12 protein-coding genes are annotated in these 13,265 nt (G+C 61.9%); 5 read left to right on the forward strand and 7 right to left on the reverse strand.

Features of this window, described 5'->3' with window-relative positions; translation table 11 throughout:
• Window positions 1–151: 151 nt before the first annotated feature.
• Window positions 152–3,250, reverse strand: a complete 3,099-nt coding sequence (locus tag ACVHNU_RS09810; RefSeq protein WP_473019585.1) for a multidrug efflux RND transporter permease subunit — start codon at window positions 3,248–3,250, stop codon at window positions 152–154.
• A gap of 15 nt (window positions 3,251–3,265) precedes the next feature.
• Entirely contained in the window at window positions 3,266–4,423 is a 1,158-nt protein-coding gene (locus ACVHNU_RS09815; RefSeq protein ID WP_003224660.1) for an efflux RND transporter periplasmic adaptor subunit, read from the reverse strand.
• 276 nt (window positions 4,424–4,699) lie between these two features.
• Here ACVHNU_RS09815 and ACVHNU_RS09820 point away from each other — a divergent pair, with 276 nt between their 5' ends.
• The gene (locus ACVHNU_RS09820; protein ID WP_003224662.1) at window positions 4,700–5,401 is read left to right on the forward strand and encodes a response regulator; all 702 of its coding nucleotides are present in this window, start codon (window positions 4,700–4,702) and stop codon (window positions 5,399–5,401) included.
• Window positions 5,402–5,405: 4 nt separating this feature from the next.
• Window positions 5,406–6,707 (forward strand): ATP-binding protein, encoded by a 1,302-nt coding sequence (locus ACVHNU_RS09825; RefSeq protein ID WP_262141176.1) that lies wholly within the window; start codon window positions 5,406–5,408, stop codon window positions 6,705–6,707.
• Between the two features lie 113 nt (window positions 6,708–6,820).
• Here the strand turns inward: ACVHNU_RS09825 and pncA are convergent, their stop codons facing one another.
• The 4 genes from pncA to ACVHNU_RS09845 all read right to left on the reverse strand — a co-directional run bounded on the left by pncA (window position 6,821) and on the right by ACVHNU_RS09845 (window position 9,335).
• The gene (gene pncA / locus ACVHNU_RS09830) at window positions 6,821–7,447 is read right to left on the reverse strand and encodes a bifunctional nicotinamidase/pyrazinamidase (RefSeq protein WP_473019586.1); all 627 of its coding nucleotides are present in this window, start codon (window positions 7,445–7,447) and stop codon (window positions 6,821–6,823) included.
• Window positions 7,448–7,497: 50 nt separating this feature from the next.
• A complete protein-coding gene (locus ACVHNU_RS09835) occupies window positions 7,498–8,256 on the reverse strand; it encodes an anti-sigma factor family protein (protein WP_473019587.1) in 759 nt (252 codons plus the stop codon).
• Window positions 8,253–8,711, reverse strand: a complete 459-nt coding sequence (locus ACVHNU_RS09840) for a sigma-70 family RNA polymerase sigma factor (protein WP_473020060.1) — start codon at window positions 8,709–8,711, stop codon at window positions 8,253–8,255. Before ACVHNU_RS09840 ends, ACVHNU_RS09835 begins: the two co-directional genes overlap by 4 nt.
• Window positions 8,712–8,801: 90 nt before the next feature.
• Window positions 8,802–9,335 carry a tetratricopeptide repeat protein gene (locus ACVHNU_RS09845; protein WP_103483362.1) on the reverse strand — a complete coding sequence of 178 codons (534 nt, stop codon included), beginning with the start codon at window positions 9,333–9,335 and terminating at the stop codon, window positions 8,802–8,804.
• Window positions 9,336–9,510: 175 nt separating this feature from the next.
• On the opposite strand from ACVHNU_RS09845, the gene ACVHNU_RS09850 reads away from it, so the two are divergent.
• The 3 genes from ACVHNU_RS09850 to nudC all read left to right on the forward strand — a co-directional run bounded on the left by ACVHNU_RS09850 (window position 9,511) and on the right by nudC (window position 12,190).
• Window positions 9,511–10,284 carry a class I SAM-dependent methyltransferase gene (locus tag ACVHNU_RS09850; RefSeq protein WP_103522376.1) on the forward strand — a complete coding sequence of 258 codons (774 nt, stop codon included), beginning with the start codon at window positions 9,511–9,513 and terminating at the stop codon, window positions 10,282–10,284.
• A 256-nt stretch (window positions 10,285–10,540) separates the two neighbouring features.
• Window positions 10,541–11,353 carry a crotonase/enoyl-CoA hydratase family protein gene (locus ACVHNU_RS09855; RefSeq protein WP_003224676.1) on the forward strand — a complete coding sequence of 271 codons (813 nt, stop codon included), beginning with the start codon at window positions 10,541–10,543 and terminating at the stop codon, window positions 11,351–11,353.
• A gap of 6 nt (window positions 11,354–11,359) precedes the next feature.
• Window positions 11,360–12,190: an NAD(+) diphosphatase gene (nudC, locus tag ACVHNU_RS09860; RefSeq protein WP_473019588.1), complete on the forward strand. Its 831-nt coding sequence runs from the start codon at window positions 11,360–11,362 to the stop codon at window positions 12,188–12,190.
• On the opposite strand, the gene ACVHNU_RS09865 is transcribed toward nudC, so the two are convergent.
• Complete coding sequence (locus ACVHNU_RS09865; protein WP_003224680.1) at window positions 12,158–12,937, reverse strand: TSUP family transporter; 780 nt, start codon at window positions 12,935–12,937, stop codon at window positions 12,158–12,160. The genes nudC and ACVHNU_RS09865 overlap by 33 nt on opposite strands.
• Window positions 12,938–13,265: the final 328 nt, after the last annotated feature.

Genomic DNA, 13,265 nt, shown 5'->3' on the forward strand with positions numbered 1-13,265 from the left:
TTACACCTTAGCCCAGCGACGTCCGGGATGACCACTGACTTGACTGTTCAAATGACCTTGTGGGAGCGGGCTTGCTCGCGAAAGCGGTGTGTCAGCAGATGAGTATTGACTGACACGACGCCTTTCGCGAGCAAGCCCGCTCCCACTGGGATCAGTGGTGTTTGGTAAAGCGTTGTACGAGCTTCATGACCACCACGAAGAACAACGGCACAAAGATCACCGCCAGCGTCGCGGTGATCATCCCGCCGATCACCCCGGTGCCAATGGCCTGCTGGCTTGCCGAGCTGGCGCCGGTGGCGATGGCCAGCGGCACCACGCCAAGGATGAATGCCAGCGAGGTCATGATGATCGGCCGTAGACGCAAGCGCGCTGCCTGCAACGTCGCATCGATCAGGTCATGGCCTTCGTCATACAGGCTCTTGGCGAACTCGATGATCAGGATCGCGTTCTTCGCCGAAAGACCGATGATGGTAATCAGCCCGACCTTGAAGAACACATCGTTGGGCATCCCGCGCAAGGTCACCGCCAGCACTGCGCCGAGCACGCCCAGCGGCACCACCAGCAGCACCGAGGTCGGAATCGACCAACTCTCGTACAGCGCCGCCAGACACAGGAACACGATCAGCAGCGACAGACCGAGCAGGATCGGCGCCTGACTGCCGGACAAACGTTCCTGCAACGACAGCCCTGTCCATTCCTGACCCAGGCCTTTCGGCCCTTGGGCGACCAGCCGTTCAATTTCCGCCATGGCCTCGCCGGTGCTGTGCCCGGGCGATGGCTCGCCGGAAATCGCAATCGCCGGGTAACCGTTGTAACGGGTCAACTGCGCCGGGCCTTGAGTCCATTTCGCCTGGACGAACGCCGACAGCGGCACCATGTGCCCGGCGTTGTTGCGCACGTGCATTTTCAGCAGATCATCGACCTGACTGCGCTGATCGCCTTCGGCCTGCACCACCACCCGTTGCATCCGGCCCTGGTTGGGAAAGTCGTTGACGTACGAAGAGCCGATGGCAGTGGACAGCGCGTTGCCGATGTCGGCGAACGACACGCCCAGCGCGTTGGCCTGCTTGCGGTCCACCTCCAGTTGCACCTGCGGTGCTTCGGCCAGCGCGCTTTCGCGAACGTTCATCAGCACCGGGCTTTTTTCCGCGGCGGCGAGCAGTTCGCTGCGCGCCTGCATCAGTGTGGCGTGACCGAGGCCGCCGCGATCCTGCAGACGGAATTCGAAGCCGCTCGACGTGCCGAGGCCATCCACCGGCGGCGGCAACACCGCGAACGCCACCGCATCCTTGATCTGGCTCAGGGCGATGTTGGCGCGATCGGCAATCGAGGTGGCGGAATCATCATGGCCGCGTTCAGACCAGTCCTTGAGGGTGGTGAACGCCAACGCCGCGTTCTGCCCGCTGCCGGAGAAGCTGAAGCCGAGAATCACCGTGCTGTCGCCCACACCCGGTTCACTGGCGTTGTGCGCCTCGATCTGCTCCACCACCTGCACCGTACGGTTCTTGCTCGCGCCCGGCGGCAGTTGAATGTCGGTGATGGTGTAACCCTGATCCTCAACCGGCAAGAACGAGGAGGGCAGGCGCGCAAAGCACAGGCCCATGCCGATCAGCAGCACGCCGTAGATCAGCAGATAACGCCCGCTGCGCTTCAGCGCGTAGCCGACCCAGCCTTGATAGCGATCGGTCAGTTGCTCGAAGCGGCGGTTGAACCAGCCGAAGAACCCGGACTTCTCATGATGCTCGCCCTTGGCAATCGGCTTGAGCAGCGTGGCGCACAGTGCCGGGGTCAAGGTCAGGGCCAGGAATGCCGAGAACAGGATTGAAGTCGCCATCGACAGCGAGAACTGCCGGTAAATCACGCCCACCGAACCCTGCATGAATGCCATCGGAATGAACACTGCCACCAGCACCAGAGTGATGCCGATGATCGCCCCGGTGATCTGCTTCATCGCCTTGCGCGTGGCTTCTTTTGGCGACAAGCCTTCACTGGCCATGATCCGCTCGACGTTCTCCACCACAACGATCGCGTCGTCCACCAGAATGCCGATGGCCAGCACCATGCCGAACATGGTCAGCACGTTGATCGAGAAACCCAGCGCCAGCATGGTGGCGAAAGTGCCCATCAGGGCCACCGGCACCACCAGCGTCGGGATCAGCGTGTAGCGGATGTTCTGCAGGAACAGAAACATCACCGCAAACACCAGCAGCATTGCTTCGCCGAGGGTGTAGACGACTTTGGTGATCGAGACTTTGACGAACGGCGAGGTGTCATACGGAATCTTGTATTCCACACCCGCAGGGAAGTAGCGCGACAGCTCGTCCATCTTCGCCCGGATCAATGTCGCGGTAGCGAGGGCATTGGCTCCCGGCGCCAGCTGCACGCCAACGGCGGTCGACGGTTTGCCGTTCAGGCGCGTGCCGAACTGGTATTCCTGGCTGCCGATTTCGACCCGTGCGACATCCTTGATACGCACGGTGGAGCCGTCCGGATTGGCCTTGAGCACGATGTCGGCGAACTCTTCCGGCGTCGACAACTGCCCCTTGACCAGAATCGTCGCGGTGATTTCCTGCGAGGACGGATTGGGCAAGTCACCAATGCTGCCCGCCGAGACCTGGGCGTTCTGCGCAACGATGGCGGCGTTGACGTCGGCCGGGGTCAGATTGAAACCGATCAGCTTCTGCGGATCGATCCAGATCCGCATCGCCCGTTCGGCGCCGTACAGCTGCGCTTTGCCGACGCCGTCGATGCGTTTGATCTCGTTCATCACGTTGCGCGCCAGATAATCACTGAGCGCCACGTCGTCGAGCTTGCCGTCGCTGGACGTCAGGGTGATCAGCAACAGGAAGCCGGCAGAGACTTTCTCCACCTGCAAGCCTTGCTGGTTCACCGCTTGCGGCAGGCGCGACTCGACCACTTTGAGGCGGTTCTGTACATCGACCTGGGCCAGTTCCGGGTTGGTGCCGGGCTGGAAGGTGGCCTTGATCGTGGCGCTGCCGAGGCTGCTTTGCGATTCGAAGTACAGCAGGTGATCGGCGCCGTTGAGCTCCTCCTCGATCAGGCTGACCACGCTTTCATCGACGGTCTGTGCCGATGCGCCGGGGTATACGGCGTAGATTTCGATCTGCGGCGGGGCGACGTCGGGGTACTGCGCCACCGGCAATTGCGGAATGGCCAGCGCACCGGCCAACAGGATGAACAGGGCGACAACCCAGGCGAACACCGGGCGATCGATAAAGAACTGCGGCATATGAAAACGTCCTGCTTACTGACCAGAGGTCTGGGCAAGTGGAAGAGGGGTGTCGTCGATCTGCACCTTTTCGCCGGGACGGGCGTGTTGCAGGCCTTCGATGACAATGCGGTCGCCGGGCTTGAGGCCGCCGGTGACGATCCAGCGGTCGTTCTGCACCGCGCCCAGTTGCACCGGCTGCTGGGCGACGCGCATCTGCTCGTCGACGGTCAGCACCTGGGCGATACCCGCGCTGTCACGCTGCACCGCACGCTGCGGCACGGTGATGCCGTTCTGCACGGTCGCTTGTTGCAGGCGAACGCGGATGAAGCTGCCCGGCAGCAGGTCGAGGTCAGGGTTGGGGAATTCGCTGCGCAGAATGATCTGGCCGGTGCCCGGATCGACGCTGATGTCGCTGAACAGCAGTTTGCCCGGTAACGGATAGAGGCTGCCGTCATCCTGAATCAGCGTGGCCTTGACCTGATCCTGACCGACTTCCTGCAACTGCCCGGAACGGAACGCGCGACGCAGTTCATTCAGTTCACGGGTCGACTGGGTAAGGTCGGCGTAGATCGGGTTGAGCTGCTGAATCAGCGCCAACGGCGTGGTTTCGTTCTGCCCGACCAGCGCGCCTTCGGTGACCAGCGCACGGCCGACGCGTCCGGAAATCGGCGCGGTGACGGTGGCGTAGCCCAGATTCAACTTCGCGCGTTCCACGGCGGCTTTGTTGGCCGCCACGTCGGCGGCAGTTTGCCGGGCATTGGCGCGGGCGTTGTCGTAATCCTGAGCGCTGATGGCCTTGTCGTCGATCAACTGCGCGTAGCGTTGCTCCTGCAGCTTGGCCTGGAACGCATTGGCCTCGGCCTTGCGCAGCGCAGCTTCGGCGCTGTCCAGGTCAGCCTTGAACGGTGCCGGGTCGATGCGGAACAGCACGTCGCCCTTTTTCACGTCGCTGCCTTCGCGAAAGGTGCGTTGCAGTACCACACCGGCCACCCTGGCGCGCACTTCGGCGATCCGTGGCGCAGCGATGCGCCCGCTCAGTTCGCTGCTGATCGACAGGGGGCGGGCCTCGATGGTCTCGATCCGCACGGTGGCCGGCGGCGCTTCTTCTTCAGCCTTCGAAGACGAATCACAGGCGCCCAGCAACAGCGCAACGGCGATGAGGCCGAGCCCGGCCAGCAGATTTTTCGACATGTACTACCCCCAATATTGAAGCCCGCATCCTAAGGCCAGACGCCGAGGGTAGCGGTGAAGCTTTGTAGGCGCTGTGTGAAATTGTGTAAGGGTTTTACTCAGGGACGGGTGAGGGCGTATATCCTTTACGCCTTGAAATTTATTGCGACAGATAAACCGCCATCGCGAGCAGGCTCACTCCTACATTGGAACTGTGCCAGACACGAACCTTGTAGGAGTGAGCCTGCTCGCGATGAGGCCCGAACAGTCGCCACTGCACTTTCCTTGGAACACCCCATGCCCAACATCCTCCTGGTCGAAGACGACACCGCCCTCGCCGAACTGATTTCCAGCTACCTGGAGCGCAACGGTTACTCCGTCAGCGTGATCGGCCGTGGCGACCACGTGCGCGAACGGGCGCGGATCAATCCGCCGGACCTGGTGATCCTCGACCTGATGCTGCCGGGTCTCGACGGCCTGCAAGTCTGCCGCTTGCTGCGCGCCGATTCGGCAACCCTGCCGATTCTGATGCTGACCGCCCGCGACGACAGTCACGATCAGGTGCTGGGTCTGGAAATGGGGGCCGACGACTACGTCACCAAGCCCTGCGAACCACGGGTTCTGCTCGCCCGGGTGCGTACGTTGCTGCGGCGCAGCAGCCTTGGTGAACCGATGACGGTCAATGACCGGATCGTCATGGGCAATCTGTGCATCGACCTGTCCGAGCGCACCGTGACCTGGCGCGAGCAGCCGGTCGAGCTGTCCAGCGGCGAATACAATTTGCTGGTGGTGCTGGCCCGGCATGCCGGTGAGGTCTTGAGTCGCGACCAGATCCTGCAACGCCTGCGCGGCATTGAGTTCAACGGCACTGATCGCTCGGTGGACGTGGCGATTTCCAAGTTGCGGCGCAAGTTCGATGATCACGCCGGCGAGGCACGCAAGATCAAGACCGTGTGGGGCAAGGGTTACCTGTTCAGCCGTTCCGAGTGGGAATGCTGAGCTGATGTTCAGAATCCTGTTTCGCCTGTATCTGGTGACGATCGTCTCCTACAGCGCGGCGATCTATCTGGTACCGGACCTGGTGATCATGGCGTTCCGCGAGCGCTTCATCACCTACAACCTCGACTACTCGCGAGGCCTGCAATCGCTGATCACCCGGCAGTTTCACGCAGTGCCGCAAGACCAGTGGCCAGCGCTGGCGCAGTCGATGGACAAGGACTTCCTGCCGTTGCACATCGCCCTGGCGCGCATCGACGACGCCGATTTCACCGCCCCCGAGCAGGCACGTCTGCGCGCTGGGGAAAACGTGGTGCGCATTGGCGATTGGGGATGGCGCACCTTGGCGGTTACGCCGCTGAACGATGACGTCGCCGTGCAAATGGTGGTACCGCCGGATCCGCTGGACGTCAATCTGTTGTACTGGAGCATCAACGTGCTGATCGGCGCGAGCATGCTCGCCTGCCTGCTGTTGTGGATTCGCCCGCACTGGCGTGATCTGGAACGCCTCAAGGGCGCTGCCGAACGCTTCGGCAAGGGCCACTTGAGCGAGCGCACGCAGATCCCCCCCAGCTCCAACATCGGCAGCCTGGCCAACGTGTTCGACACCATGGCCGGCGACATCGAGGATCTGCTCAATCAGCAGCGCGACCTGCTCAATGCGGTGTCCCACGAATTGCGCACGCCGCTGACCCGGCTGGATTTCGGTCTGGCCCTGGCGCTGTCCGATGATTTGCCGGCGACCAGTCGCGAGCGCCTGCAAGGGCTGGTCGCGCACATACGCGAACTGGATGAGCTGGTGCTGGAATTGCTGTCTTACAGCCGCCTGCAGAATCCGGCGCAATTACCGGAACAGGTAGAGGTGTCGCTGGATGAGTTCATCGACAGCATTCTGGGCAGCGTCGATGAAGAGCTGGAATCGCCGGACATCGTCATTGATGTGTTGCTGCATGGCCAGCTCGAACGCTTTTCGCTGGATCCGCGCCTGACCGCCCGGGCGATCCAGAACCTGCTGCGCAATGCCATGCGCTATTGCGAAAAACGCATCCAGATTGGCGTGCAGGTCAGCGCCGATGGCTGCGGGATCTGGGTCGACGATGACGGCATTGGCATCCCGGATGACGAGCGTGAACGGATTTTCGAACCGTTCTATCGCCTTGATCGCAGTCGTGATCGGGCCACCGGTGGCTTTGGCCTGGGCCTGGCGATAAGCCGCCGGGCGCTGGAGGCGCAGGGCGGGACGCTGACGGTGGAAAGTTCGCCGCTGGGCGGGGCGCGGTTCAGGTTGTGGTTGCCGAACCTGGCTTGACCCTAAACCTGTGGGAGCGGGCTTGCTCGCGAAGGCGGAGCATCAGTCGACATAGATTTATCTGACACACCGCTTTCGCGAGCAAGCCCGCTCCCACAGGGGTTTTAGGTTGGTCAGATGAGTTGGTTCGACTGAATCAACCCAACCCCGGCCGTTTGCATCCGCTCCATCGCCGTCGCCAGTGATCCATCCATGTCAATGGCGCGACAGGCATCCAGCACCACAAACGCATTGAACCCCGCCGCCCGCGCATCAAGCGCCGAGTACATCACGCAGAAATCCAGCGCCAGACCGACCATGTACACCGTGTCGATCCCGCGTTCTTTCAGGTAACCGGCCAGACCGGTGGTGGTGCGCCGGTCCGCCTCGAGAAACGCCGAATAGCTGTCGATGTCCGGGTTGCAGCCCTTGCGGATGATCAGTTGCGCGTGAGGCAGATCCAGCTTTGGGTGAAACTCGGCGCCTGCAGTGCCCTGCACGCAATGATCCGGCCAGAGCGTCTGTTCGCCGTAGGGCAACTGAATCACATCGTAGGGCTTGCGCCCGGGGTGACTCGAGGCAAACGACGCGTGCCCGGTCGGGTGCCAGTCCTGGGCAATGACCACCTGTTTGAACAGAGCGCCGAGGCGATTGATCAACGGGACGATCAAGTCGCCTTCGGGCACGGCCAGCTGGCCGCCCGGGGTGAAGTCGTTCTGAACGTCGATGACCAGCAGGGCAGTGCGGGGTGAAATCTGCATCGGTGCTTCCTCCTTGGATAATCACGCGCTCAGCATAGTGGCAGCGGCACTCATGCGCTCAACCGTTCGATCAAGCGCTTGGCCAGGTCTTCCAGATCTTGCGCCGGGTTGTGCCCGATCAACATCCACGCATGCTCACCTTCGGTCCAGTACACCACGTTCATTTCATGGCGCCTTTCGTGCGCCAGTGGCCGGCTGCCGCTATTGGTGCGGGTCACGCACAAGGCCAGCGGCCCATGTTTCGCGTCCAGATAGGTCAGTTGTGCGATCGGTACGCCGTCGTACTCGAGCATTTGTGCACGTTTGAGTTCGGCGCCCGGCAACTTCAGCAGCGCCGGTGACAGATTCAGGCCCAGCCGCGTGTCCACCGCGCGTAATTGCGCGCGTTGGCTGGCTTCGTCGCTCGGCAAATGATCGAGGGTTTGCGGCACATACAGCGCCATGTAATCGCCGACCAAGGCGCGCCAGTTATGCGCTTGCTGTGATTGCCAGGCGATGAACAGGCGATCGGCCAATACGCCGCCAGCCAGCAGACTCGCGGCGGCCGCTCCGATAAACCAGCGCCGACTCAGGCCCGGCCGTTGGGGGGAGGGAATCGCATCGAGGCGCGCCTGCAAACGTTCCAGGGGGGCCTGTTGCGCCAGTTCGTCATAGGCCTCCTTGTACGGCAGGCTGCTGCGTTCGAACCATTGCACGCGCAGGCTGAGCAACGGATCGTCGGCAATCGCGCTGTCGAGCTGGCTGCGATACGCGGGGTCCAGCTCGTCATCGAGATAGGCCACCAGTTGTTCGTCGGAGGGCTTGTTCATGGGCGGTCACCTCCGGTGATTTTCGGCACGGCTTGCAGGGGCGGGTATTCAGCCAGTTTCAGGCGCGCGGTGGCCAGACGACTCATCACCGTGCCGATCGGCACTTGCAGGATCTCGGCGACTTCGCGGTAGGACAGGCCTTCGACATAAGCCAGATACACGGTTTCGCGCTGGGTTTCCGGCAACGCATCGACCCGGCGAATCACCTGCGCCGCCATCACATGAGTCTGCGCAGCGTATTCGCCATCGAAGGCCAGTTGCCCGTCGGCATCGACCTGACCGGCGCCCTGACGCACCCGGCGGGCGCGCACTTCGTTGAGCCAGATCGAATGCAGGATGCTCAGCAGCCAGCGATCCATGCGCGTGCCGGCGACATATTGCCCGGCACGCTCCAATGCGCGCACACACGTGGCCTGCACCAGATCCTCGGCCACGTGCCGATTACGCGACAGCAGCAGACCGTAGCGCCACAGTCGCGCCAGATGCTGTCCGAGTTCCGCTCTGAATGCCTGATCGCTGACGATGATGGCGTTCCTTTATTTATTTCAGGTTTTCGATGAATCGTTGATGGCTTCAGCCAGGTCCTGGTATTCCTCGCAGGAGGTGCCGCAAATCGATTTGATCTGCTGCAACTGTTCCTGCGCCAGATCGACGCGGCCTTTGATCACGTAGGCTTCGCCGAGGTATTCGCGCACTTGCGCGTACTGCGGATCGAGTTTCACCGATTGCAGGTAATAGCCGATGCCCTCGTCGGTACGCCCCAGTTTTCGCGTGGCGTAACCGCGATAGTTGAGGGCCTTGGCGGTGTTCGGTTGTTTCAAGGTGTCGAGCAGGGCCAGGGCTTCTTCGTATCGACCGTCCTTGGCCAATCTGTAGGCGTAATCGGTCCGATCGGCATCCGGCACGGCGCTGCTGGTCTGCATCACGCATTTCTGCGATTTGCTGTCCCAGACCTGGCCTTTGGGGCAATTGGGCTTCTGCACGGGAGCGTCTTCATCACCGTTGGCAAACGCCATCGATGCGGACAACGCAGCCACCAGCAGCAACGGGGCGGCGAACATAACGGAACGGATAGTCATGGGCAAGGCTCCACAGAGGGTTATGTATCACTTTGAACACCGCAGGACGGCAATTTATTCATTGCTTTGTCAGGCTCTGTTCAAGGTACGCGCAAATAGCGCGGTTATGCTCAGGAACGCCTGCCGTCCATCCAGCGCTTCGCCATGACCCAGCGCTGACACACGAGGAACTGCCATGAAAGATCAGGTCCATCATTCCGCTGCTGCCGGCTACAGGACTGCCGCCGACACCTACGTCAAAGGTCGCCCCGATTACCCGCCGCAGGTCAGCCAGTGGTTGACCCAGACGTTGGGTCTGGACAGTCACAAGACCGTCATCGATCTGGGTGCCGGTACCGGCAAGTTCACCGGACGGCTGGTGGCGACCGACGCGCAGGTAATCGCCGTGGAACCGGTGGCGCAGATGCTGGAAAAACTCTCCGCCGCCTGGCCGCAGGTGCTGGCGGTGAGCGGCACCGCCACGGATCTGCCATTGCCCGACGCGTCGGTGGATGCGGTGGTCTGCGCGCAGGCGTTTCACTGGTTCGCCACTCCCGAAGCCTTGAACGAAATCGCCCGCGTGCTAAAGCCCGGCGGCAGACTCGGGCTGATCTGGAACCTGCGCGACACGCAGGTGAGCTGGGTACCGAAACTCGACGCCCTCGTCAACGCGCTGGAGGGTGACACGCCGCGTTACTACACCGGCCAGTGGCGTCAGGCGTTCCCACATCCGGCGTTCGGCGCGCTGCAGTTGCAGCAGTTTCATCATGGACATACCGGTTCGCCGGAGGATGTGATTTTCAATCGGGTACGCTCCACCAGTTTCATCGCGGCACTGCCGCAGGCGCAACGGGACAAGGTCGATGAGCAGATCCGCGCGTTGATCGCCTCGGAGCCGGCGTTGCGTGGGCGGCATGTGCTGACGGTGCCTTATGAGACGGCGGCTTATGTGGCGGTGAAGGGCGGTTAGATCGGCGGTGACTTCATCGCCAGCAGGCTGGCTCCCACAGGGGCAAGTGAGTGTCATCAATCCATGTAGGAGCTGCCGAAGGCTGCGATCTTTTGATCTTGAAAGTCAAAAGATCGCAGCCTTCGGCAGCTCCTACAGAGATCAAGGCGCGGCAAAAATCTCCTTGTTGGAGTCAGTCCCGCATTTGGCCGAACCGCCATCGTGATGCCTTGTTATAGTTCGGGCTTCATTTTTTGCCCGGTAAAGGATCACTGCCATGACTCAATACACCGCCTTCAGCGTCGAACTGGCCGACAATATCGCTCATGTGCAGATCAATCGTCCGGAAAAGATCAACTCGATGAACGCCGCGTTCTGGAGCGAGATCGTCGAGATTTTCCAGTGGATCGATGACACCGACGAAGTGCGGGTGGTGGTACTGAGCGGCAACGGCAAACACTTTTCCTCGGGCATCGACCTGATGATGCTCGCCGGCGTCGCCAATGAACTGGGCAAGGACGTCGGCCGTAACGCACGCCTGCTGCGGCGCAAGATCCTCACCCTGCAAGCCTCGTTCAACGCAGTCGACAACTGCCGCAAACCGGTGCTCGCGGCAATTCAAGGTTATTGCCTCGGTGGCGCCATCGACCTGATCGCCGCCTGCGACATGCGCTACGCCGCCGAAGACGCGCAATTCTCGATCAAGGAAATCGATATCGGCATGGCCGCCGATGTTGGCACTTTGCAACGGTTGCCACGGATCATCGGGGACGGCATGCTGCGTGAACTGGCTTACACCGGCCGCACCTTCGGCGCTGAAGAAGCGCGCAGCATCGGCTTGGTCAATCGCGTGTATGGCGACAAGGAGCTGCTGCTCGAAGGCGTGATGGACATTGCCCGTGACATCGCCAGCAAATCGCCGATCGCCGTGACCGGCACCAAGGAAATGATCAGCTACATGCGCGACCATCGCATTGACGACGGCCTCGAATACGTTGCCACCTGGAACGCCGCCATGTTGCAATCCACCGACTTGCGCGTGGCCATGGCCGCCCATATGAGTAAACAGAAACCCGAATTTCTGGATTGAGAAACCATGACAGCTCGCTGGACCACTGCAGTACTGGACACCGATCAACCCGGCGGCTGGGCCGTGGCGCGCAGCCCCGAAGGCTTTCTGTTCGATGACAACGGCGCGCTGTTCCCGCGGGAATGGCTCAAGCGCCAGGACTTGTCGATCCTCGCCGAACACGGCATCGGCCATCTCGATGGCGAGCCGGTGTATCTGCTGGAGCTGCACCGTTCCAGCGAGGTGCCGGGCTGCAACTGGAAAGGCCTGCGGGCGTTCATGCTCGATGGCGATCACACCGTCTATAAAGTGCTGGGCTATGCCGCGCAGATCGGCACCTGGGCCCGCGAGCATCGGTTTTGCGGCAACTGCGGACAGGCGATGACGCAGGTGCCGGGCGAGCGGGCGATGTATTGCCAGCCGTGCGACCTGCGCAGTTATCCGCGCATTTCGCCGAGCATGATCGTGCTGGTGACCCGTGGTGACGAGATCCTGCTGGCGCGCTCACCGCGTTTCGTCACCGGGGTCTACAGCACGCTGGCCGGGTTCGCCGAACCGGGCGAGTCGGCGGAGGACTGCCTGATTCGCGAGGTGCGCGAGGAAGTCAGTATCGAGGTGAAGAACATCCAGTACATGGGCAGCCAGTGCTGGCCGTTCCCGCATTCGATGATGCTCGGCTTCCATGCCGAATATGCCGGTGGCGAAATCATCTGCCAGGAAGACGAGATCGAAGACGCCCAGTGGTTCAACGTGCACGATTTGCCGCCGTTGCCGGCGTCAAAATCGATTGCCCGGTACCTGATCGACGTCTACGTGGCGCGCCGCTTAGGCCACGCTGAACCAGTGTTGCCAGGCTAGCCGCACGGTCAAGCCCAGCACCACGGTGATGAACACCGGGCGAATGAACTTGGCGCCACCGCTGATCGCGGTGCGCGCCCCGAAGAACGCGCCGACCATCACCGACAGGCCCATGCTCAGGCCGATGATCCAGTCCACTTGCCCGGAAAACACGAACACTGACAGCGCCGCAATGTTGCTGACGAAGTTCATACTGCGCGCCACCCCGCTGGCCTTGACCAGATCGATCGGGTAGAGCAGCAGGCTGCTGACCGTCCAGAACGCACCCGTGCCGGGGCCGGCCACGCCGTCGTAGAAACCGAGGCTGAAGCCTTGGGTCGATTGCCATTTCTTCTTGATCGGCGCGTCGCTGTCCAGCGGCGCTTTGGGCGTGCCGCCGAACAACAGATACAGGCCACAAGCGAAGACGATCACCGGCAGCATCTTGTTCAGCCATTCCGCCGGCAGGTAGTGCGCGACGATGGCCCCGGTGAGCGCGCCGACCAGGGTGCCGACGATCGCGTGCATCCACTGCCGAGGGTGGAACAGTTTGCGTCGGTAGAAAGTGAAACTGGCGGTGGCCGAGCCGAACGTCGAACTCAGTTTGTTGGTGCCCAGCACCAGATGCGGCGGCAGGCCGGCGGTGAGCAGCGCCGGAGTGGTCAACAGACCGCCTCCGCCGGCAATGGCGTCGATGAAACCGGCAATGAAAGCGACGAGGGCGAGGATGGCCAGGGTGGTGAGGTCAACGCTGAGTTCGAAAGGCATGGAATCGGCTTATTCGGCAGGGCGCAGAAGGGCTGCGGGAGGTCGGTCATGTTACCTGTATCCGGCTTTTGCGGCGACCCGTCGGACGCCTTCGCGAGCAAGCCCGCTCCCACATTCTGGAATGCATTCAACCTGTGGGAGCGGGCTTGCTCGCGAAGAGGTCGGCTCAGGCACCGCCTATTCAACTGTTGCCCACCCAACACCTCGACAACAAATCACCCTCCAACAATGCAACTCCATCAGCCTCAAGCCCAATAAACCGGCCCTCTGGACGCTGGCACGCTTGCTGCTCTGTCCCATTGACCTTCCCAATGTCCCGAGGACACGC

The organism is Pseudomonas sp. Ors-4-3C (assembly GCF_055755035.1).